Genomic DNA, 20,646 nt, shown 5'->3' on the forward strand with positions numbered 1-20,646 from the left:
GGCCTGCCATGCGCACCACGGTCGGGATCATCGGCGGCGGCCCCGCCGGACTGCTTCTCGCCCGCCTGCTGCACCTGGCCGGCGTCGACTGTGTGGTCCTGGAGAGCAGGACGCGGGAGTACGTCGAGCACCGCCAGCGCGCCGGGATGCTGGAGCAGGGCACGGTCGACGCCCTGCGCGCGGCCGGCGCCGCCGGGCGGCTGGACGCCGAGGGGCTCGTCCACCAGGGCATCGAGCTGCGCTTCGCCGGGGAGCGGCACCACCTCGACTTCCCCGTCCTCACCGGCGGCCGTACCGTCACCATCTACGCCCAGACCGAGATCGTGAAGGACCTGGTCGCGCTCCAACTGGCCGAGGGGCCACCGCTGTTGTTCGAGGCCAAGGCCCTGGCGGTCGAGAAGCCGGAGAGCGACGCACCCGTGGTGCGGTTCCTCCACGAGGGCCGCGAACAGACGCTGACCTGCGACTGGATCGCGGGCTGCGACGGCTTCCACGGCATCTCGCGCGGGACCTTCCCGCCGGGGGCCGGCCGGACGTACGCGCACGACTACCCGTACTCCTGGCTCGGGATCCTCGCCGATGTCGCCCCGTCCTGCGAGGAGTTGATCTACGCCCGCGGGGAGCGCGGCTTCGCCCTGCACAGCATGCGCTCGCCTGCCGTGTCCCGGCTCTATCTCCAGGTCCCCAACGGCACCGACCCGGACGACTGGTCCGACGAGCGGATCTGGGACGAGCTCGCCGCCCGCTTCGCGATCGACGCCGACTGGACCCTCGCGAGGGGGCCGATCACCGCCAAGTCCGTGACGCCCATGCGCAGTCACGTCCACGAACCGATGCGGCACGGCCGTCTCCTGCTCGCCGGCGACGCCGCGCACATAGTGCCGCCGACCGGGGCGAAGGGGCTCAACCTCGCCGTGTCGGACGTGTCCCTGCTCGCCCGGGCCCTGACCGATGTGCACCGCACAGGATCGACACAACTGATCGACAGGTATTCGGATTTGTGTCTGTCTCGTGTGTGGCAGGCCACGCGGTTCTCGTACGAGATGACTAGGATGTTGCATGCTCAACCAAATGGGGATGCGTTCGAGAGCCGGATGCAGCTCGCACGGCTGCGCCATATCACCGCATCCCGCCATGCGGCCGCCGAACTGGCCGCGAATTACACGGGACTACCGCTCCCCGTGTGAGTCCCACCGGTGATCGAACGGAGAGCCGTCATGTCGTTGCTCGACCCCAAGAGCTGGCAGCCCCACCCCCTGTCGGGACCTGAGTACGCGGTCACCGAGCCCGCGACCGGCGACACGCTCGCCACCGTCTCCCTCGCCTCGGGCGAGGACGTGGAGCACTCCGCCGAGGCCGCCCGCGCCGCCCAGAGCGAGTGGGCCCGGCTTCCGCACTTCGTCCGCGCCGGGGTGCTGCGCAAGGCCGGCGACCTGTTCGCCGCGCACGCCGACGAGCTGCGCGGATGGCTCGTCCGCGAGTCCGGGTCGATCCCCGGCAAGGCCGACTTCGAGCTGCACGTGGCCGCCCAGGAGTGCTACGAGGCCGCCGCCCTCGCCTCTCGCCCCGCCGGCCAGGTCCTGCCCAGCGAGGCGCCCCGGCTGTCCTACACCCGCCGGGTCCCGGTCGGCGTGGTGGGCGTGATCGCGCCCTTCAACGCCCCGCTGATCCTCTCGATCCGCTCCGTCGCCCCGGCCCTCGCCCTCGGCAACGCCGTGATCCTCAAGCCCGACCCGCGCACCGCGGTCTGCGGCGGCCTCTCGCTCGCCGCGGTCTTCGCCGAGGCCGGGCTGCCCGAGGGGCTGTTCCACGTCCTGCCCGGCGGCCCGGACGTCGGCCAGGCCCTGGTCGCCGATCCGCGTGTCCCCGTCATCTCCTTCACCGGTTCGACCGCGGCGGGCCGTGCGGTGGGGGAGGCGGCCGGACGCCACCTCAAGCGCGCCCACCTGGAACTCGGCGGCAACTCCGCGCTGATCGTCCTGGAGGACGCCGACATCGAGGCCGTGATCTCCACGGCGGCCTGGGGATCCTTCTTCCACCAGGGCCAGATCTGCATGACCACGGGCCGCCACCTGGTCCACGCGTCGCTGTACGAGGAGTACGTCGAGCGGCTGGCGGCGAAGGCCGACTCGCTCGCCGTCGGCGACCCCAACCTGGAGCAGGTCCACCTCGGCCCGATCATCGACGACAACCAGCTCGCCAAGGTGCGGGGCCTGGTCGACGCCAGCACCGCCCAGGGCGCCAAGCTGGCCGCCGGCGGTACGCACGAGAAGCTCTTCTACCGTCCGACGGTCCTCGCGGGCCTCGACGACAGCACGCCCGCCTACGCGGAGGAGGTCTTCGGCCCCGTCGCTCCCGTACGGTCCTTCAGCACGGTCGACGAGGCGGCAGCGCTGGCCGCCGCGGGGCCCTACGGCCTCTCGCTCGGCATCGTCACCGGGGACGCGGCCCGCGGTCTGGACCTCGCGGAGCGGATCCCGACCGGCATCGTGCACATCAACGACCAGACCGTGAACGACGAGGCGGTCGCGCCCTTCGGTGGTATCGCCGCGTCCGGCACCGGCGCCCGATTCGGCGGCGAGGCCAATGTGGAGGCCTTCACCGACGTGCGCTGGACGACGGTACGAGCGGACGTGGCGACGTACCCGTTCTGAGAACTACTGGTCGTTCTGCCCGGCCTGGGCCTGCTGCTCGGCCACGGACTTGCGGACCTCGTCCATGTCGAGCTTGCGGGCCTGCCCGATGACGTCCGTCAGGGCGGACTCGGGCAGCGCGCCGGGCTGGGCGAACACCGCGACCTGGTCGCGGACGATCATCAGTGTCGGAATCGACTGGATACCGAAGGCCGCGGCCAGCTCCGGCTGCGCCTCGGTGTCCACCTTGCCGAACACCAGGTCGGGGTTGTCCTCGGCGGCCTTCTCGTAGACCGGCGCGAACTGGCGGCAAGGGCCGCACCAGGCCGCCCAGAAGTCGATCAGGAGGAACTCGTTGTCCGTGACCATCTGGTCGAAGTTCTCCTTGGTGAGCTCCACGGTGCTGCTCATGACGTAATCCCTCTTCCTGGTCTCGGAGCAAAGCCGTCGGCACAACACGGCTTGTCGGCCGGGTATTCCACAGCTGTCGCCTCTCGGTGTCCGGCGCGCGTACCCCTGGTGGCCCGAGCGCACACCACCCACCAGACTGGGCCCATGACGGAAACGGAAAACATCGCCCACAGCACCTACGACGTCGTGGTGCTCGGTGCCGGGCCCGTGGGGGAGAACGTGGCCGACCGCACCCGCGCGGCCGGCCTCTCCACCGCGGTCGTGGAGAGCGAGCTGATCGGCGGAGAGTGTTCCTACTGGGCCTGTATGCCCAGCAAGGCCCTGCTGCGGCCGGTGATCGCCCAGGCGGACGCGCGCCGCCTGCCCGGTCTGAGCGCCTCGGTGCAGGGCCCCCTCGACGCGGCCGCGGTCCTCGCCCGCCGGGACTACTGGGCCTCGGACTGGAAGGACGACGGCCAGGTCCGCTGGCTGGAGAGCATCGGCGCCGAGATCCACCGCGGCCACGGCCGTCTCAGCGGGGAGCGCACGGTCACGGTCACCGCCCCCGACGGCACACAGAAGGTACTGACCGCCCGGCACGCCGTGGCCGTCTGCACCGGCACCCGGGCCGTGCTGCCCGACCTGCCGGGCCTCGACGAGGTCAAGCCCTGGGCCAGCCGCGAGGCCACCAGCGCCAAGGCGGCACCCGGACGCCTGGTCGTGGTCGGCGGGGGAGTGGTCGCCACCGAGATGGCCACGGCCTGGCAGGCCCTCGGCTCACAGGTGACGCTCCTGGTGCGTGGCAAGGGCCTGCTCAACCGCATGGAGCCGTTCGCGGGCGAGCTCGTCGCCGAGGCGCTCACCGAAGCGGGGGTGAACGTCCGCACCGGTACCTCGGTCGAGTCGGTCACCCGGGAGAACGGCACGGTCGTGGTCGTCACCGGCACCGGTGACCGCATCGAGGCCGACGAGATCCTCTTCGCCACCGGACGCGCCCCGCACACCGACGACATAGGCCTCGACACCATCGGCCGGGAGCCCGGCAGCTGGCTGGAGGTCGACGACAGCCTCCGTGTGACCGGCAGCGACTGGCTCTACGCGGTCGGCGACGTCAACCACCGCGCGCTCCTCACCCACCAGGGCAAGTACCAGGCCCGCATCGCCGGCGCCGCCATCTCCGCCCGCGCCTCGGGAGCCTCCGTCCAGTCGGACGCGTGGGGAGCCCACGCCGCGACCGCCGACCACGACGCCGTACCCCAGGTCGTCTTCACCGACCCGGAGGCCGCCTCCGTGGGTCTCTCCCTGGCGGAGGCCGAGCAGGCGGGCCACCGGGTCCGCGCGGTCGACTACGACCTCGCCTCGGTGTCGGGCGCCGGCCTCTACGGCGACGGCTACCGCGGCCGCGCCCGCATGGTCGTCGACCTGGAACGCGAGATCCTCCTCGGCGTCACCTTCGTCGGACCCGGCGTCGGCGAACTGATCCACTCCGCGACGATCGCGGTCGCCGGGCAGGTCCCGATCAGCAGGCTGTGGCACGCGGTCCCGGCGTATCCGACGATCAGCGAGGTGTGGCTGCGGCTGCTGGAGGCGTACCGGGACAACTGACGGCGCTCGGGGTGCTCGGCCGGGACGGCGCCGGCGGGATCGGTGCCCGTCCCAGGCCGGCCCATCGTGGGTGCGCGCTCGACGTGGGTCAGCGGGAGCGGGGAAGGGTGCGGAAGGCTTCCGCACCATCGCCGACCCGCGGATCCCGGCAGGCCCACGCAGCCGTCCGTCAGCCCGGCAGCTCGAAGCCGAGGGACGCGGCCGCCAGCTCCGGCGTCGGCTGCGTCCAGCGCTCGGCCACCGTCTGGTTGGAGGACAGCGAGCGAAGTTCGGCGCGGTCGAGATAGAGCACGCCGTCGAGATGGTCCGTCTCGTGCTGGACGATCCGCGCGGGCCAGCCGCCGAACACCTCGTCCACCGCGCGGCCGTTCTCGTCCTCGCACGTCAGCCTGACCTCGGCGGGCCGCGCCACCACGGCCTGCCACCCCGGCACACTCAGACATCCCTCGAAGAACGCCACCCGCTCGGTGCCGACCGGCTCGTACGACGGATTGACCAGGACCCGGAACGGCTGCGGCACCCGCCCGCGCGCCAGCCGTACCTCTTCCGGTACGGGCGCCGGGTCCTCGACGACCGCGATGCGCAGCGGCACCCCCACCTGCGGGGCGGCCAGTCCCACACCCGGCGCCGCGTGCATGGTCAGACGCAGTGCCTCGACGAAGCGGGACAGCAGCGCGGGGTCCAGCTGGCCGTCGTAACGCTCGGTGCCGCCTCGCAGGACCGGCTCGCCGGCCGCCACGATCGGCAGCGGACCGTCCGTGGCCAGGAGTTCCTCGACCAGCTCGGCAAGGGGCGCGCGATGACTCGGAGTTGACATCGCGCCAGGATGCCACGGAGTGCCTTGTGACGCAGGTCACTTCGGGGCCCGGGAACCTGACGCCCCCTTCCTCCGACTACTGGACCGCCCCCGTCCCCAGCCCTCGGAGAAGCCGCCGATGTCCATCGCCCCCTCGACCACCAAGGACGGGGTCCCGCAGCCGGCCGCCCCGGCGCCGGCCCCCGGCAGATGGGCCCCGCTGCGCCCGCTCGTGCTGCGTCTGCACTTCTACGCCGGTGTCTTCGTGGCGCCCTTTCTGCTCGTCGCCGCCGTCACCGGGTTCCTGTACGCGGGTGCCTTCCAGGCCGAGAAGATCGCCTACCGGGACGAGATGACCGTCGCCGCCGTCGGCGCCAGCAAGCTGCCCGTCTCCGACCAGGTGGACGCCGCCCGCAAGGCGCACCCCGAGGGCACGGTCTCGGCGATACGCCCCTCGCCCGCGGCCGACGCGACGACCCGGGTGCTGCTGTCAGGGGTGAAGGGAGTCGACCCGAACCACACCCTGGCCGTGTTCGTCGACCCGTACACCGGGAAGGTCCGCGGCACGCTGGAGCAGTACGGCTCGACCGGAGCGCTGCCGCTGCGGACCTGGATCGACGAGTTCCACCGCGACCTGCACCTCGGCGAGAACGGCCGCCTCTACAGCGAGTTCGCCGCCAGCTGGCTGTGGGTGATCGCGGGCGGCGGCATCGTGCTGTGGTTCTCCCGCCGCCGCGCCCTGCGCAAGGTCCGCGGCACCAGCGGGCGCCGTCGCACCCTGGGCCTGCACGGCAGCGTCGGCGTCTGGGCGGCCGCCGGGTTCTTCTTCCTGTCGGCCACCGGACTGACCTGGTCGACGTACGCCGGCGCCAACATCGACGAACTGCGCACCTCGCTCGGCCAGTCCACGCCCTCCGTCTCCGCGGCCGCGGGCGGCGACCACTCGGGCCACGGCGCGTCCGCCTCGGCCGGGGACGCCGAGCACGGCGTCGGCCTCGACAAGGTGCTGGCCGCGGCCCGCGCCGAAGGCCTCGGCGACCCCGTCGAGATCGTGCCGCCCGCCGACGCGTCGTCGGCCTATGTCGTACGGCAGGTGCAGCGCAGCTGGCCCGAGAAGCAGGACTCGGTCGCCGTCGACCCGAGCAGCGGCGAGGTCACCGACACCGTGCGGTTCGCGGACTACCCGCTGCTCGCCAAGCTGACCCGCTGGGGCATCGACCTGCACACCGGAGTCCTGTTCGGGCTGGTCAACCAGCTCGTCCTGATGGTCCTCGCGCTGTCGCTGGTCCTGCTGATCGTGTGGGGCTACCGCATGTGGTGGCAGCGCGGCCGGGGCTCCGCCTTCGGCCGGCCGATCCCGCGCGGCGCCTGGCAGCAGGTCCCGCCGCAGATCCTGGTGCCCGGCGTGGTGGTCGTCGCCGTCCTCGGCTACTTCGTGCCATTGCTCGGCATTCCGCTGGCCGGCTTCGTCGTCGCCGATGTGATCCTCGGCGAGATCGCGCACCGGAGGGGCAGGAAGGGCGTGGCCGCGACCTGAGACCTACGTGCTGTCCCGCTACTCGGCCAGGGCGGCGAGCTCCGCGTCGGCCCGCTCGGTGATGAGGCTCAGTACGCGGCCGGCGACCGCGAGGTCCTCGGCCGGGATGCCGGCGTAGACCCGGGCGCTGATGGGGGCGGTCTCGGCGGAGGTCGTCTCGAACAGCGCCCGGCCGGCGTCCGTGATCCGCACCTGGGACGGCCCCCGGGACGCCCCCTGGGGAGCCACCAGTCCCTTGGCGACCAGTTCGTCGACCACGGAGTGCGCCTGAGCCGGGTCGATCTTCAGCGCGCCGACGACGTCCTCGGCGATGCGGTCACGCGCGACCGGTCCCTCCGCCAGGGCGGCCAGGCGCAGCGTGACCGACTGCTGGAAGGTCATGCCGTGGCGGGCCAGGGCGTTCTCGAGGAGTGCGCGGGCGGCGTAGTGGGCCAGGGCTATGACGCGGGGGGTGAGGACGGGAGTGGCGGTGGTCATGGCTGCTCCTTGAGGTTCTCGTTCGTCGGGTCGAGAGGTGCGTCGAGCAGGGTCGTCAGCTCACGCTTGAACTCCCGCGTGCGTGCGCTGTCCAGGCCGCCGAGGGGTGCCAGCAGTTGCTCCAGGAGCCCCTGGACGACCTCGATGGCCTGCCGGGTCCGCTCGCGGCCCTCCTCGGTGAGCGCCAGTTGCACCGCGCGCGGGTCGCGCGGGTCGCGAGCGCGCTCCAGGAGCCCGGCGCTCTCCAGGGAGCGCGCCAGCTTGGAGACGTAGAGCGGTTCGAGGCCGGTCCGGTCGGCGAGACGCCGCTGGCTCGGGCGTTCGCCACCGCGCTGCATGCCGTACAGCGAGGCCACCAGCGAGTACTGGGCGTGCGTCAGGCCGAGCGGCGCCACCGCGCGATCGACCGCGACCCGCCACTTCATCGACAGTCGCCAGACCAGGAAACCGGGCGTCGCGCCCTCGGATGCCGTACTCATGCCCGATACGGTACATGGCTACTATGTCCATGGCTACTATTTTCCCCGGCGCCCGCGAACCGGCGGGCGACCACCCGGCACGGAGCCCGGGGGGACGGCCTGACGGGAAACGCCTCACGGGGCTAGGTTGGGCGTCATGAGCAATCTTGATCGCCAGGCGGTTCCCGCCCTGTGCGGCGGCCGCGGCTTCGTGGTGGCGGAACCCGTGCGCGAACTCCTCAGCCCCCGCCGCGTGAAGCTGGGCGAGTCCGGCGAGGTGCGCCGGCTGCTGCCCAACCTGGGCCGCCGTATGGTCGGCGCCTGGTGCTTCGTCGATCACTACGGCCCCGACGACATCGCCGACGAGCCGGGCATGCAGGTGCCCCCGCACCCGCACATGGGTCTGCAGACGGTGAGCTGGCTGCACCAGGGCGAGGTCCTGCACCGCGACTCCACCGGCAGCCTCCAGACCATCCGCCCCCGTGAACTGGGCCTGATGACCTCCGGCCGCGCGATCAGCCACTCCGAGGAGAGCCCGAAGCCGCACGCCCGCTTCCTGCACGGCGCCCAGCTCTGGGTCGCCCTCCCGGACGGGGACCGCCACACCGACCCGCACTTCGAGCACCACACCGGGCTTCCGCAGATCACGGCCCCGGGCCTGACGGCCACGCTCATCCTGGGCGAACTCGACGGCGCACGCTCACCCGGAACGGCGTACACCCCCATCGTCGGCGCCGACCTGACCCTCGCCCGCGGCACGGACGTACGCCTGCCGCTGGAACCGGACTTCGAGTACGCCGTGCTGTCCATGTCCGGCGAGGCCCATGTGGACGGGGTGCCGGTGCTGCCCGGCTCGATGCTCTACCTCGGCTGCGGGCGCACCGAACTCCCGCTGCGCGCCGAGTCGGACGCGGGCCTGATGCTCCTGGGCGGCGAGCCGTTCGAGGAGGAACTGATCATGTTCTGGAACTGGATCGGGCGGTCCCAGGAGGAGATCGAGCAGGCGCGTCGGGACTGGATGGAAGGCCGCCGCTTCGGTGAGGTGAAGGGGTATGACGGCGCGCCGCTGCCGGCGCCTGAGTTGCCGCCCGTGCCGTTGAAGCCACGGGGTAGGGTGCGCTGACCTGCAGGAATGCCTGCGTGTTGGTGACGCAGTCGAGTGCGGCGCGGCCTGGCAATGCCTCCGGCGGTCGACCGTGTTGCCGTTCGGGCGGGGGCGGGTGGCGGCTCCACGGTGTGGCCGTCTGTGGGCAGCTGTGGCAGAGCGAGTGCCGGCCTTTGCTGACTTTCCTGACGTTCCGTCAGTCAGGTTGTGAGGTTCCTTTCGTGGCCCCGTGCCTTGCGCAGGGCTTCCGCGGGTTTGGTGACGACCGGGGAGGGCTGCCCCGACGTGTGGTTGAGGCAGGCCGGTAGTGCGGATCACCGGGTCTCGCGCGGTCGCCTCACGGACGGCTGGGGCGCGTCGAGGGCCGCTGGCCCACGTATGGTCCGGCTCTCGGTCCGAGGCGGGCTGATCACCGGGAATCTCTACGCAGCCCCCGCGTCGGCGGGGATCTCGGGGCGATGACGTTCACGGATACCAACGGCACCGGATCGCCGGGCCCGGGCCGGTGGAGGACGCCTCGGTCCTGTGGCCCGAGGACCTGTCACCGCATCAGATCGTGGCCGTGCTGCATCTGCCCGCCCAGGACGCCTACAGCGACGCCCGCCGCTACGCCGACGACGTCCTTTCCTTCAGCCCCTGGCACGCCCTGGAGGCCTACCGCCGGCTGGGCTCGATCATGCGCTCCCGCCGCGCCGCGTACTCAGCTTCCAGCGCCTTCCGGCACCGCTTCAACGGCATCGAGCCGCAGGAGCCGTCCGACATCAAGGAGCTGCCCGCCTGACCAGGTCCCGGCCGGCCCCGGACGCGGCCGCCGGTCGGTCGGGGCCCGCGTGCCAGAATGGAGAAGTCCATTCTCCGCCCTGGCTTCTTCGAGGTTCCTTTCGTGTCCCAGCCCGTCGGCCGTGTGCCCCAGCGACGCAACGCCCGGTCCAACCGGGCGCGCATCCTCGCCACCGCCCGCCAGGAGCTCGGGCGGAATCCCGACATCACCCTGGAGGAACTCGCCCGCGCCTCCGGTGTCGTACGGCGCACGCTGTTCGGACACTTCCCCGGGCGGGCGGCTCTGTTGGACGCGCTGGCCGAGGAGGCCGCCGAGGCGCTTCAGGCCACCGTGGCGGTCGGCGCGGGGGTGACGGAGCCGGCCGACCGGGCGCTCGCCCACTTCACGTTGGAGCTCTGGCCCGTGGGCGACCGGTACCGGATGCTCCTGGCGCTGGCCCGACGGGACCTCGGCATGGACCGTGTCGCCGGGATTTTGAAGCCCGCCCGGGTCAGGGTCACGGCCATCGTGGAGCAGGGACAACGGGACGGGATCTTCCACTCCCACCTGTCGGCCCCGGTGCTGAGCGCCGGCCTGGAGGCGATGACGGTCGCCCTGCTGGAAGAGGTCAACACCGGGGCGCTGGAGGACGACGGCACCCGGGTGGCGGTCACCACGCTCATCGCGGCCGGTGTGCCGGAGAAGCGGGCGCAGACCGTAGTCGACGAGGTGGCCGCCGCCGAGGGGTGAGATCGCCCCCGCAGTCCGACGTGACCCCGGTGCGAAGCGCCGGGGTCTTTCCATGTCCGTCCCACGTGTGGCTCAGCCGGCGTCCACGGTCTCGGTCTGCTTCTCGGTCGCCGGCGCCGCTTCAGCATCGCTCTGCTTGGCGGTGTGCTTGCGGCCGGGCAGGACGGCGATGACGATCAGGGTGCCGGCGGCCATGATGATGCCGCCGACGAGGCTGGTGTGGGCGATGGCGTGGGCGAAGGATTCGTGGACCGCCCCGAGCAGGGTCTGGGCCTGTTCGGCGCCGCCCTGGGGGTTCTTGGCGACCTGCTCGGCGACCGCGATGCCGCCGCCGACCGAGTCCTTGGCGGTGTCCATGGCCTCGCCCGGAAGGTGGCCGCCGACCAGGTCGGTCAGCTTGTCCTTGTAGGAGGTGGCCAGCAGCGAGCCGAGGATGGCGATGCCCAGCGAGGCACCGAGTTCCAGGGCGGTGTCGTTGGCGCCGCCGCCGACGCCCAGCTCCGACTCGGGAAAGGAGCCCATGATGGTGTCGGTGGCCGGGGACAGGCTCAGGCCGATGGCGAAGCCGAGCAGCAGCAGGGGGGCCAGGAAGTCGGTGTACGTCGAGCCCGACTCGATCTGCGTGAGCAGGAAGACGCCTGCCGTGCCGATGACCATGCCGGTGCCGACCACGATCTTCACGCCAAGCTTCGGGGCGAGCTTGCCGGTAACTGCGGCGCCGAGGAAGACCGCTCCGGCCAGGGGCAGCAGGCGGATGCCGGTCTCCAGGGCGTTGTAGCCGAGGACGAACTGCAGGAACTGGGTGGAGTAGTAGATCGAGCCGAAGGTGCCGAAGAAGAAGAACAGCACCGCCATCATCGAGCCGCCGAAGGGACGCTCGGTGAACTTGCGCGCGTCCAGCATGGGGTTGGGGTGCTTCAACTCCCAGGCCACGAAGGCCAGCAGGCCCACACCGGCGACGACGGCCGCGGTGATCGGGCCGACGCCCCAGCCGAAGTGCGGGCCCTCGATGGTCGCGTAGACCAGGCAACCGACCGACATGATCGACAGCAGGCCACCGACGTAGTCGATCCGGCCCATGCCCTCCGCCTTCGACGGCGGCACCAGCAGCAGCGCGCCGACGACGCCGAGGACGGCGAGGGGCACGTTCATCAGGAACGTCGAGCCCCAGGCGTGGTTCTCCAGCAGCCAGCCGGCGGCCAGCGGACCGGCGGCGATGGCGAGACCGGAGGTCGCGGACCAGGCGGTGATGGCCTTGGCGCGCTCGGCGCGCGGGAACACCGCGACCAGCAGCGACAGTGTGGCCGGCATGACGACGGCGGCACCGACACCCATGATCGCGCGGGCTGTGATGACGAGGTTGGTCTCATCGACCAGGCCGCCCATCACCGAACCTCCGGCGAAGATCAGCAGGCCGAGGACGAGGGCGCCGCGGCGGCTGTACTTGTCGCCGATCGCGCCCAGCACCAGCATCAGCGCGGCGTAGGGGACGGTGTAGCCGTCGATGACCCACTGCAGGTCACTGCTGGACAGCCCCAGGTCCTTGGTCATGTCGGGGGCGGCCACGATCAGTGACGTGTTCGCCATGACGACGATCAGCAGGCTCAGGCACAGGACGAGCAGGGCCCACCAGCGCCGGTGGTAGGGCTCCGTCATCTTCTCGACGGGTGTGTTCGGAAAGAGCGGCATGGTCAGGCTCCTCGGCAGGAGGTGAAGCGCAGGCTTCGGGGTGCGGAATCGAGGGGATCGGTGCACGCGGGGCCAAGAGGGGCTCGGCACCAGGGGCAGCTAATTGCCCGTTGATGTGCAGACTAGTTTATTGCTCGCCGATGTGCAAATATCGAGTCGCCCTCCCCGTCTACCGGAGGTTCGACATGATCCACGCACACCTGACAGCCGCCCCGGAACGCAGCCGCACTCTGCTCACGCGGGCCCGCATCCTGGAGGCGGCCCGGCAGGAACTCGACCGTGACCCCGACAGCAGCCTCGGTGACATCGCCGAGGCGGCGGGGGTGGTGCGCCGTACGGTCTATGGCCACTTCAGCGGCCGGGCCGCACTGATGGAGGGGCTGGTGGAGGAGGCCACGTGGGCCTTGCGGCAGGCGCTCGCGGTCCCGCGCGCACCGGCGACGGATGCCGTCACGGAGTTGGCGCGCTTCGTCCTCGCGGTGTGGCCCGTCGGAGATCGCTACCGCATCCTGCTCCGCCTCGCTCCCCAGGACCTCGGGGCCGATCGGCTGGCGGAAGTCCTGGCTCCCGCGCGGGACATGGCGGAGGCGATCATCGGCCGGGGGCAGCGGCAGGGAGTCTTTCAGACCCTCGTTCCACCAGCCGTGCTGACCCGGGCGCTGGAGGGACACCTGCTGGGCCTTGTGGACTGCGTGAACGGCGGGGCCTGGAGCGACGACGGCACGGGCACCGCGACCGCCGCCCTGATCGCGATGGGTGTGGACGGAGTCAGCGCGGCGACATGCCTTCGCGGACTCGGCCGACCCGAGGGCGACGCCGCGTAGGCGCTTCCCGAAGCACCACTCGAAATGGAGAACCATGTACCGGACCCACCGCGACGAGGAGTACCTCGGCGAGCCGCGCTACGGCGACGGCTCCACGTACGTGAGCCCCCCGACCCGGACCAGGCGGCGCCTGATCATCGCCGCCGCATCCGTGGTGGTGTTGGCGCTCGGCGCCGTCGCGGTCGACCGGATCGCCGCGGCCCGCGCGGAGAGCCGTACGGCCGAGGCCTTCCAGGACGGCATGGGAACCGCCGACCGACCGTCGGTGCGTGTCACCGGATTCCCCGTGCTGACCCAACTGGCCAAGGGCAGCCTGAACCACGTCGACCTCACAGCCCACGACATACCCGCGAACGGCTCGACCCGGCCCCTGCCGGTGACAAAGCTGACCGTAGGGATGGACGGGCTCAAGACCTCAGGGAGCGCCGATGCGGCACACGCCCGCAGCGTTCGGGCGACCGCCCACCTGTCGTACGCGGACGTGTCGAGCGCGCTCGGCGTGGAGGTGTCGCAGGGCGACGAGTCGGGCCGGGTCAACGCGACCGCGAGCCTGCCGCTCGTCGGCGACGTGACCGTGAGCGCGGCCGTCTCGGCGGCGAGCGGCAACCGCGTCTCGTTCACCGACGTCCGCGCCGAGCAGGGTGAACTGCTGCCTCCGCTGAAGTCACTGCTCGACAAGGCTCTGGACGAGCCCATTCCGCTGCAGAACGTCCCCGAGGGACTCCACCTGCGGTCGGTCACGACCACAGAGGACGGGATCGACGCCCGCTTCACCGGCCGGTCGGTCACCTTCCGCCCGGACTCGAGCGCCTAGAGGCAGGACGGTCGGTCGAGGTCGGGCAGGGGGCGCCGGGCGACCTCGTGAGCTTCGTCCGGTGACAGCCCCAGCATGCGCAGGACCATCTCGGCGAGGTTCACCGCAGCCTCGTCGCCGTCCGCCTCCGGGCGGGCAAAGCGCAGCTCCACCAGCGACAGCAGGGTTCCGCCCAGCGCGGCGAGGGCGACCACGGGGTCGAGGGTGGTGAAGCGACCGGAGGCGATGCCGACCTGGAGATCGCGCAGGGCGCGTCGGGCCAGGCCGTTGTCCGAGTGGATGTGCCCCAGGCCGCGGCGGCGCAGGACCTGCATCAGCTCCGGGTGCGAGTCGGCCATCCGGGCACTGAGCCGGAAGCCGGCCGCGAGCAGCTCCGCCGGGTCGTCGATCCCCGTCAGGCGCTCGTCGAAGGCCTGTCCGAACTCCTCCAGGGCGTCCACCACCGCCGCCTCGAACAGCTCGGCCTTGGAGTCGAAGTGGTTGTAGAAGGAGCCGAAGCCCACGTCCGCGCGTTCGGCGATCGCCTGGATGCTCGCGCTGGTGTCCCCGGTCTCGGCGAGTATCTGCCGGGCCGCTCGCACGAGAGCCCTGCGAGTCCCCGCACGACGCCGCTCGAACCGGTTGCTGGGCAGGGCTGGCGTGGACATGCGCAGATTCTAGCCGCCGGGCCGATGGCGATCGCAATCCTGATGAATTCGTCATTTCCAACGCTGACACCTTGACGACGGAACTGTCACAGTTGATGATTTCCTCATTACGGCAATGTTGCTCGGAGGGCACCATGTCTGAAATCCGCGTCAACGGGGCCGACGTCATCACGGCCCATCAGGACCTCCACAGTGAGCAGGGCGCCCTGCGTGGCGAACACCCCGGCCGCTCCCGGAACCCGGTCATCAAGGTGGCCGACCTGGCCTGGCTGGAGTTCGAGAAACCCGACCTGGACCGTGCCGAGGTCTTCGCCCGCGACTTCGGGTTCGCCGTCGCCGCCCGTACCGAACGGGAGCTGTGGCTGCGCGGCACCTTCGCCGGCTCGCCCTGCATGGTGATCCGGCGCGGTCGTACGTCCCGTTTCATCGGCCCGGCGTTCCGGGCGGGGGAGCGGGCCGACCTGGACCGGCTGGCCCGCGCGACGGGCAGGGATGTGCGGGACGCCGACGTTCCGGGTGGTGGCAAGGTCGTCGACCTGCTCGACCCCTCCGGCTTCCCGGTCCGGGTCGTGCACTGCGCCGAACAGCTGCCCGCGCTGCCCGAACAGCAGCCGCTGCTGCTCAACTTCGGCACGGATCACCGTCGTACGAACACCACGCAGCGACCGCCGCGCGAGCCGTCCCGAATTCAGCGCCTGGGCCATGTGGTCCTGGAGACACGGGTGTTCGCCCGTGCCCTGGACTGGTACCTGGACACCCTCGGGATGATCGTGTCCGACTTCCTGTTCCTGGACGGGCAGCGCGGCCGGGGTCCGACGATGGCGTTCATCCGCTGCGACCTGGGTGGCGTGCCGGCCGACCACCACACCCTCGCGATGCACCTGGGGCCGGGCACGGGGTACGTCCACTCGGCCTACCAGGTCACCGACCTGGACTCGATCGCCGCGGGTGGCGAGTACCTCAAGGAGCGGGGCTACAGGCGCAGTTGGGGCATCGGACGGCACATCCAGGGCAGCCAGCTCTTCGACTACTGGCGCGATCCGGACCACTTCATGCTGGAGCACTTCGCCGACGGCGACCTGTTCTCCTGCGACGTGGAACCCGGCTGGGCGCCCATGTCGACCAGCGGCCTCGCCCAGTGGGGCCCGCCCGCCACCCGAGACTTCCTCGGCGCCGGCCCCTCCCCGCAGCGGATCCGCGACGTCATCGAGGCACTGCGCGGCGACAACGAGATGGACCCCGCGCGACTCTTCGGCCTGCTCAAGGCCGCCAACTCCTGACCCGTCCCTCTGAAGAAGGCACTGACATGAGCCCCAATGTCCTGCGCACGGCCGAGGGCTGGTGGGTCGTCCGAGGCGACCGGGCCGTCCCCGTCGAGACCAAGGCCGCGACCACCGCCGAGCTGCTGGCCGACCGGGACGCCGTCCGGGAGGCCGCCGTCTCCGGTGAACCGGGCACGCCCGTCGCCGACCTGGTGGCGCTCTCGCCGGTGACCACGCCCTGCCGGGTGGTCGCCCAGATGGTCAACTATCGCAGCCACGCCCGTGATTCGGGTTTCAAGGGCGACATCCCGCCCGCGTTCTTCCGCAAGGCGTCCGGCTCGGTCAGCGGTCCCGGAGAGGCCGTCGTCCGGCCGTCGCACGTGAAGTTCCTCGACTACGAGATCGAACTCGGGCTCGTCATGGGCGCGCCCCTGCCTGTCGGCACCGTCGTCGAGGAGCGGGACCTGCCGTCGTACGTCGCCGGACTGGTGATCACCAACGATGTCAGCGCCCGTGAGGTGCAGCTGACCAAGACGCAGTTCTACGAGAGCAAGTCGTACCCCACCTTCACGCCGACCGGTCCGTACCTGTCGTTGCTGGAGCCGGAGGACTTCGCCCATCTGCTGGACCTGCGGCTGAAGTTGAGTGTCAACGGCGAGCTGCGCCAGGACCGCACCCTGGCCGACATGATCGTCCGCCCGGCACCGGCACTCACCCTGCTCGCCCGCTTCCAGACCCTGGACGCCGGCGACCTGCTGCTCACCGGCACCCCTGGCGGCACGGCTCTGAAGGCCCCGCCGAAGGCCGTCGAGAAGATCGGCGCGCTGCTGCCGCCCGCCGTGAAATGGAAGGCGTTCTTCAAGAGCCAGGCCAAGAACCCGCACTACCTGAACCCCGGCGACGTGATCACGGCGACGATCGCGACCCCCGACGGCCGCATCGACCTCGGCGAGCAGCGCACGCCCGTCGCGGCCGCGAACTAACACCCGAGGTGAGCCGCACATGACCGTCGATGAAGCCGCACGTGTGCCCGTCGTGATCGTCGGGGCCGGACCGGTGGGCGTGACCGCCGCCCTTCTCCTGGCCCGGCGCGGAGTCCGCAGTGTCGTCCTCGAACGCCACCGGGACGTCTACCCGCTCCCGCGCGCCGTCGCCAATGACGACGAGATCCACCGGATCCTCCAGGCCGCCGGAGTCGGCGAGGAGTTCACCGCGATCTCCCGCCCGGCGAACGGACTACGGCTGCTGGATGCCCGGCACCGGGTGATGGCCGAGTTCCGGCGCTCCCAGCAGGGGCACCACGGCTATCCGCAGTCCAGCATGTTCGACCAACCCGAGCTGGAACGCGTGCTGCGCGACGCCCTGGCTCAGCGCCCGGAGTGCGAACTGCGCGGCGGCGTGGAGGTCACCGCCGTCGGCCCGGACACCACGGGCCCTGTACGCGTCACCTACCGCGACGGCGATCGCGAGCATGAACTGTGGGCCGACGCGGTCCTCGGCTGCGACGGCGCGGGCAGCCTCGCCCGCGAAGCCATCGGCGGCGTCTGGGAGGACCTGCGCTTCGAGGAGAAGTGGACCGTCATCGACGCCGAGACGACGGGCCCCGTCCGTTGCTGGGAGGGCGTCGACCAGGTCTGCGACCCGGACCGGCCGGGGACCTTCATGCGGGTGAACGAGACCCGCTACCGCTGGGAGTTCCGGCTCGGGGAAGGACAAGAGACGGTCCGCGAGCTGATCGCCCCGTGGCTGCCGCCCTCGTACGACGGGGACTTCGAGGCGGTCCGCGAGACGCAGTACACCTTCCGGGCCCGCGTCGCCGACCGCTGGCGCAGCGGACGCGTCTTCCTGCTCGGCGACGCCGCCCACCTCACCCCGCCCTTCATCGGACAGGGCCTGTGCTCGGGAATGCGGGACGCCTACAACCTCACCTGGAAACTCGCCCGCGTCCTCCAGCAGGGCGGCGACGAACGGCTGTTGGACACCTACGAGAGCGAACGCAGGCCGCACGCCCGGCATGTGGTCCGCCTCGCGGTCGCCATGGGCTGGGCCATGACCGGCGGCCAGGACGGCGCCGCCGCGATCCGCCGCCGGGCGCTGGCCGCCGCCTGCCGCATACCCGGCCTGACCGAGCTCGCCGGCCGCGACCTCAGCCCGCCCCTGACCGCCGGACCGCTCGTGCGGCGCGGGGTCCGCCGACGCCTGGCGGGCACGCACTGTCCGCAACCGTGGGTGAGCGTCGACGGACGGCGTACCCGTCTCGACGAGCTGCTCGGCGACTCCTTCACCGTGCTGACCGCCACCGAACCGGGCCCCTCCCTGACCGCGCTTGCCCACAGCCTCGGCATACGCGCGCTCTCCGTGGCCGGCCTCGGCGACGACGGCACCCTCGCAGCCTGGCTGCGCGGCGGACGCGCGGACGCGGTCCTGCTGCGGCCCGACCGCGTCGTGATGGACGTCGTCCCCTCGGGCAGTCACGACTTCACGTCGACCGCCGCCTGGGCCTCCCTGCTGCACACCACCCGAAGCCCCGTCCCTTCCGAACGGACGGCACCGAAAAGCCTGTTGAGGAGTACGACGCGATGAGCACGCCCTTCTTCACACCCGACCCGGAGACGGCGGCCGCCAGTCGCATCGCGGACTTCGCCCGGCGTCAGGGCATCGCCCCCGACGACTACGCCGCCCTGCACCGCTGGTCGGTCACCGACCTGGAGGGCTTCTGGGGCGCGGTGTGGGAGTACTTCGACATCGACGCCGACACCCCCTACGAGAGTGTCCTGGCGGAGGAGCGGATGCCCGGCGCCCGCTGGTTTTCCGGCGCCACCCTCAACTACGCCCACCACGCCCTGCGCAATCTCGCCGACGAGGCCGTGGCGATCGTCGCCCTCGACGAGACCGGTTCCGGATACGAGGTGACCGGCGCCCGGTTGCGTGCCCTGGTGGCGTCCGTGGCCGCGACCCTGCGCGACCTCGGCGTCGGCAAGGGCGACCGGGTCGTCGGCTATCTGCCCAACACCCCGCACGCCATCGTCACGTTCCTCGCCGCCGCGAGCCTGGGCGCCGTGTGGTCGGTGTGCGGTCAGGACTACGCCCCCAAGGCCGCCGCCGACCGCTTCGCCCAGCTCGAACCCACCGTCCTGATCGCCGCCGACGGCTACCTCTTCAACGGCACCACCCACGACCGCCGCGACGCAACCCTCGAACTCGCCGGATCCCTGCCGACGTTGAAGGCGACCCTGCTGGTGGACCACATGGGCCTGCCCTGGCCGTCGCAGGCGTACCCGTCGCTGGTGGTCTCCTGGGAGGATGCCTCCACCCGTACCGAGGAACTCGCCTGTGTGCCGGTGCCGTTCGACCACCCTCTCTGGGTCGTCTTCTCCTCCGGCACCACCGGCCTGCCCAAGGGCATCGTCCACGGTCACGGCGGCGTGCTCCTGGAGCACCTCAAAACCCTCGGCCTGCACTCCGACCTCGGCCCCGGCGACCGCCTCCTCTGGTACACCACCACCCACTGGATGATGTGGAACCTGGTCGCCTCCACCCTCCTCACCGGCGCCACGACCTGCACCTACGACGGCAGCCCGGCCCCCTTCGCCACGCTCGACCGCCTATGGGAACTGGCCGCCCGCCACCGTGTCACCGTCTTCGGCACCAGCCCCCAGTACCTGCTGGGCATGGCCAAGTTCGGCATCGACCCGTCCCCGCACGACCTCTGCTCGATCCGCGTCGTGGGCTGCACCGGCTCCGCCCTGCCCGCCTCCGCCTACCCCTGGGTCCGTGACCACGTAGGCGGGCACGTCCTGCTGGCCTCCATCAGCGGCGGCACCGACATCGTCTCCGGCTTCGCCGGCAGCGCCCCCAACACCCCCGTCTGGGCCGGGGAGCTGTCCGCACCCCACCTGGGCGTGGCGCTCGCCGCCTACGACGCCGAGGGCTTCCCCGTCATCGACCAGGTCGGCGAGCTGGTCGTCACCCGGCCCATGCCGTCGATGCCGCTGTACTTCTGGAACGACCCGGAGGGCACCCGCTACCGCGACGCCTACTTCTCGGCGTACCCCGGGGTGTGGCGACACGGCGACTGGATCACCGTCACGGGGCACGGCTCGGTGATCATCCACGGCCGCTCCGACTCGACGCTCAACCGCAATGGTGTACGGCTCGGCAGCGCCGACATCCATGACGTCGTCGAACGTCTCCCCGAGATCGCCGAGGCCCTGGTCATCGGTGCGGAGGAGCCGGACGGCGGCTACTGGATGCCGCTGTTCGTGGTCCCGGCGGCCGGGGTGGCCCTGGACGACACCCTGCGCGAGAAGATCCGCGAAGCCGTCCGCACCGGTGCCTCACCCCGCCACGTCCCCGACGAGATCCTCGAAGTGCCGGGCATCCCGCACACCCGCACCGGCAAGAAGCTGGAGGTCCCGATCAAGCGACTGCTCCAGGGCGCCACGGTGGAGCAGGTCGTCGATCCGGCCACTGTGGACAGCCCCGAACTCATCGACCACTACGCCCGGCTGGGCAAGGAGCGCCGCAAGGGCAGGTCCGCCTCATGACCACCGTCCTCGCTGTCGCCCTGTCCCTGGTCTTCCTTCCGCTGGGGCTGGCGAAGCTCGCCGCGGCGCCGTTCATGCGCCAGGCGGCGGCCCATCTCGGCATGTCGGTACGGCTCTATCGCGCCGTCGGCGCGCTGGAGGTGGCCGGGGTCGCCGGTCTGCTGATGGGGCTGACCTGGATGCCGCTGGGCATGGCCGCCGCGACAGGCCTCGCACTGCTTATGGCCGGCGCGGCGGTGGTCCACCTGCGCCACGGCGACCCGCCGGTCCGGGCCGTCCCGGCCGTCGTACTGGCCCTCATCGCTGTGACGCAGGCGGCAGCGGCCATCGGCTGACGCAAGAAGCGAAACCG

20 protein-coding genes are annotated in these 20,646 nt (G+C 71.5%); 14 read left to right on the plus strand and 6 right to left on the minus strand.

The features are described 5' to 3' along the window. Positions 1-8 precede the first annotated feature (8 nt). Positions 9-1,187 (plus strand): 4-hydroxybenzoate 3-monooxygenase, encoded by a 1,179-nt coding sequence (locus H293_RS0106215; RefSeq protein ID WP_020117019.1) that lies wholly within the window; start codon positions 9-11, stop codon positions 1,185-1,187. A gap of 30 nt (positions 1,188-1,217) precedes the next feature. After that, on the plus strand, positions 1,218-2,654 hold the full coding sequence (locus H293_RS0106220) for a benzaldehyde dehydrogenase (protein ID WP_020117020.1): 1,437 nt from the start codon (positions 1,218-1,220) through the stop codon (positions 2,652-2,654). A gap of 3 nt (positions 2,655-2,657) precedes the next feature. On the opposite strand, the gene trxA is transcribed toward H293_RS0106220, so the two are convergent. Then, positions 2,658-3,044: a thioredoxin gene (gene trxA, locus H293_RS0106225; RefSeq protein WP_020117021.1), complete on the minus strand. Its 387-nt coding sequence runs from the start codon at positions 3,042-3,044 to the stop codon at positions 2,658-2,660. A 144-nt stretch (positions 3,045-3,188) separates the two neighbouring features. Here trxA and H293_RS0106230 point away from each other — a divergent pair, with 144 nt between their 5' ends. Continuing rightward, positions 3,189-4,628 (plus strand): dihydrolipoyl dehydrogenase family protein, encoded by a 1,440-nt coding sequence (locus tag H293_RS0106230; RefSeq protein WP_020117022.1) that lies wholly within the window; start codon positions 3,189-3,191, stop codon positions 4,626-4,628. A 169-nt stretch (positions 4,629-4,797) separates the two neighbouring features. Here the strand turns inward: H293_RS0106230 and H293_RS0106235 are convergent, their stop codons facing one another. Then, positions 4,798-5,445: a peptide deformylase gene (locus H293_RS0106235; protein WP_028807599.1), complete on the minus strand. Its 648-nt coding sequence runs from the start codon at positions 5,443-5,445 to the stop codon at positions 4,798-4,800. A gap of 118 nt (positions 5,446-5,563) precedes the next feature. On the opposite strand from H293_RS0106235, the gene H293_RS0106240 reads away from it, so the two are divergent. After that, positions 5,564-6,961, plus strand: coding sequence for a PepSY-associated TM helix domain-containing protein (locus H293_RS0106240; protein WP_020117024.1), 1,398 nt, complete (start codon positions 5,564-5,566; stop codon positions 6,959-6,961). An 18-nt stretch (positions 6,962-6,979) separates the two neighbouring features. Here the strand turns inward: H293_RS0106240 and H293_RS0106245 are convergent, their stop codons facing one another. Together H293_RS0106245 and H293_RS0106250 are read right to left on the minus strand one after the other, a co-directional pair. Beyond that, positions 6,980-7,438 carry a MarR family winged helix-turn-helix transcriptional regulator gene (locus tag H293_RS0106245; protein WP_020117025.1) on the minus strand — a complete coding sequence of 153 codons (459 nt, stop codon included), beginning with the start codon at positions 7,436-7,438 and terminating at the stop codon, positions 6,980-6,982. Continuing rightward, positions 7,435-7,917 (minus strand): MarR family winged helix-turn-helix transcriptional regulator, encoded by a 483-nt coding sequence (locus tag H293_RS0106250; protein WP_020117026.1) that lies wholly within the window; start codon positions 7,915-7,917, stop codon positions 7,435-7,437. Before H293_RS0106250 ends, H293_RS0106245 begins: the two co-directional genes overlap by 4 nt. 136 nt (positions 7,918-8,053) lie before the next feature. Between H293_RS0106250 and H293_RS0106255 the strand changes: the two genes are divergently transcribed. The 3 genes from H293_RS0106255 (at position 8,054) to H293_RS0106265 (ending at position 10,511) form a co-directional block, all read left to right on the plus strand. Beyond that, a complete protein-coding gene (locus H293_RS0106255) occupies positions 8,054-9,019 on the plus strand; it encodes a pirin family protein (protein ID WP_020117027.1) in 966 nt (321 codons plus the stop codon). A gap of 487 nt (positions 9,020-9,506) precedes the next feature. Continuing rightward, on the plus strand, positions 9,507-9,782 hold the full coding sequence (locus tag H293_RS0106260; protein WP_020117028.1) for a catalase family protein: 276 nt from the start codon (positions 9,507-9,509) through the stop codon (positions 9,780-9,782). Positions 9,783-9,884: 102 nt separating this feature from the next. Continuing rightward, on the plus strand, positions 9,885-10,511 hold the full coding sequence (locus H293_RS0106265) for a TetR family transcriptional regulator (RefSeq protein WP_028807600.1): 627 nt from the start codon (positions 9,885-9,887) through the stop codon (positions 10,509-10,511). A gap of 72 nt (positions 10,512-10,583) precedes the next feature. On the opposite strand, the gene H293_RS0106270 is transcribed toward H293_RS0106265, so the two are convergent. After that, complete coding sequence (locus H293_RS0106270; protein WP_020117030.1) at positions 10,584-12,200, minus strand: MFS transporter; 1,617 nt, start codon at positions 12,198-12,200, stop codon at positions 10,584-10,586. 185 nt (positions 12,201-12,385) lie between these two features. Between H293_RS0106270 and H293_RS0106275 the strand changes: the two genes are divergently transcribed. Then, complete coding sequence (locus tag H293_RS0106275) at positions 12,386-13,024, plus strand: TetR/AcrR family transcriptional regulator (RefSeq protein WP_020117031.1); 639 nt, start codon at positions 12,386-12,388, stop codon at positions 13,022-13,024. A gap of 34 nt (positions 13,025-13,058) precedes the next feature. After that, positions 13,059-13,838 (plus strand): LmeA family phospholipid-binding protein, encoded by a 780-nt coding sequence (locus H293_RS0106280; protein ID WP_020117032.1) that lies wholly within the window; start codon positions 13,059-13,061, stop codon positions 13,836-13,838. On the opposite strand, the gene H293_RS0106285 is transcribed toward H293_RS0106280, so the two are convergent. Beyond that, positions 13,835-14,485, minus strand: coding sequence for a TetR/AcrR family transcriptional regulator (locus H293_RS0106285; protein ID WP_199790132.1), 651 nt, complete (start codon positions 14,483-14,485; stop codon positions 13,835-13,837). The genes H293_RS0106280 and H293_RS0106285 overlap by 4 nt on opposite strands. 134 nt (positions 14,486-14,619) lie before the next feature. Here H293_RS0106285 and H293_RS0106290 point away from each other — a divergent pair, with 134 nt between their 5' ends. Genes H293_RS0106290 through H293_RS0106310 form a run of 5 tightly spaced genes read left to right on the plus strand, consistent with a single transcriptional unit; the run spans position 14,620 to position 20,629 of the window. Next, the gene (locus H293_RS0106290; RefSeq protein WP_020117034.1) at positions 14,620-15,765 is read left to right on the plus strand and encodes a VOC family protein; all 1,146 of its coding nucleotides are present in this window, start codon (positions 14,620-14,622) and stop codon (positions 15,763-15,765) included. Positions 15,766-15,791: 26 nt separating this feature from the next. Continuing rightward, positions 15,792-16,730, plus strand: coding sequence for a fumarylacetoacetate hydrolase family protein (locus H293_RS0106295; RefSeq protein WP_020117035.1), 939 nt, complete (start codon positions 15,792-15,794; stop codon positions 16,728-16,730). A gap of 19 nt (positions 16,731-16,749) precedes the next feature. Next, on the plus strand, positions 16,750-18,330 hold the full coding sequence (gene mhpA, locus H293_RS0106300) for a bifunctional 3-(3-hydroxy-phenyl)propionate/3-hydroxycinnamic acid hydroxylase MhpA (protein WP_020117036.1): 1,581 nt from the start codon (positions 16,750-16,752) through the stop codon (positions 18,328-18,330). Continuing rightward, positions 18,327-20,294, plus strand: coding sequence for an acetoacetate--CoA ligase (locus tag H293_RS0106305; RefSeq protein ID WP_020117037.1), 1,968 nt, complete (start codon positions 18,327-18,329; stop codon positions 20,292-20,294). Before mhpA ends, H293_RS0106305 begins: the two co-directional genes overlap by 4 nt. Then, positions 20,291-20,629: a DoxX family protein gene (locus H293_RS0106310; protein WP_020117038.1), complete on the plus strand. Its 339-nt coding sequence runs from the start codon at positions 20,291-20,293 to the stop codon at positions 20,627-20,629. The genes H293_RS0106305 and H293_RS0106310 overlap by 4 nt, the downstream gene beginning before the upstream one ends. Positions 20,630-20,646: the final 17 nt, after the last annotated feature.

The sequence above is a fragment of the Streptomyces canus 299MFChir4.1 genome (assembly GCF_000383615.1).
In the GTDB taxonomy this organism is placed as follows: domain Bacteria; phylum Actinomycetota; class Actinomycetes; order Streptomycetales; family Streptomycetaceae; genus Streptomyces; species Streptomyces canus_C.

Coding starts and splice junctions, on each gene's coding strand:
- H293_RS0106215 (WP_020117019.1), top strand. CDS start 9: ATGCGCACCACGGTCGGGATCATCGGCGGCGGCCCCGCCGGACTGCTT.
- H293_RS0106220 (WP_020117020.1), top strand. CDS start 1,218: ATGTCGTTGCTCGACCCCAAGAGCTGGCAGCCCCACCCCCTGTCGGGA.
- trxA (WP_020117021.1), bottom strand. CDS start 3,044: ATGAGCAGCACCGTGGAGCTCACCAAGGAGAACTTCGACCAGATGGTC.
- H293_RS0106230 (WP_020117022.1), top strand. CDS start 3,189: ATGACGGAAACGGAAAACATCGCCCACAGCACCTACGACGTCGTGGTG.
- H293_RS0106235 (WP_028807599.1), bottom strand. CDS start 5,445: ATGTCAACTCCGAGTCATCGCGCGCCCCTTGCCGAGCTGGTCGAGGAA.
- H293_RS0106240 (WP_020117024.1), top strand. CDS start 5,564: ATGTCCATCGCCCCCTCGACCACCAAGGACGGGGTCCCGCAGCCGGCC.
- H293_RS0106245 (WP_020117025.1), bottom strand. CDS start 7,438: ATGACCACCGCCACTCCCGTCCTCACCCCCCGCGTCATAGCCCTGGCC.
- H293_RS0106250 (WP_020117026.1), bottom strand. CDS start 7,917: ATGAGTACGGCATCCGAGGGCGCGACGCCCGGTTTCCTGGTCTGGCGA.
- H293_RS0106255 (WP_020117027.1), top strand. CDS start 8,054: ATGAGCAATCTTGATCGCCAGGCGGTTCCCGCCCTGTGCGGCGGCCGC.
- H293_RS0106270 (WP_020117030.1), bottom strand. CDS start 12,200: ATGCCGCTCTTTCCGAACACACCCGTCGAGAAGATGACGGAGCCCTAC.
- H293_RS0106275 (WP_020117031.1), top strand. CDS start 12,386: ATGATCCACGCACACCTGACAGCCGCCCCGGAACGCAGCCGCACTCTG.
- H293_RS0106280 (WP_020117032.1), top strand. CDS start 13,059: ATGTACCGGACCCACCGCGACGAGGAGTACCTCGGCGAGCCGCGCTAC.
- H293_RS0106285 (WP_199790132.1), bottom strand. CDS start 14,485: ATGTCCACGCCAGCCCTGCCCAGCAACCGGTTCGAGCGGCGTCGTGCG.
- H293_RS0106290 (WP_020117034.1), top strand. CDS start 14,620: ATGTCTGAAATCCGCGTCAACGGGGCCGACGTCATCACGGCCCATCAG.
- H293_RS0106295 (WP_020117035.1), top strand. CDS start 15,792: ATGAGCCCCAATGTCCTGCGCACGGCCGAGGGCTGGTGGGTCGTCCGA.
- mhpA (WP_020117036.1), top strand. CDS start 16,750: ATGACCGTCGATGAAGCCGCACGTGTGCCCGTCGTGATCGTCGGGGCC.
- H293_RS0106305 (WP_020117037.1), top strand. CDS start 18,327: ATGAGCACGCCCTTCTTCACACCCGACCCGGAGACGGCGGCCGCCAGT.
- H293_RS0106310 (WP_020117038.1), top strand. CDS start 20,291: ATGACCACCGTCCTCGCTGTCGCCCTGTCCCTGGTCTTCCTTCCGCTG.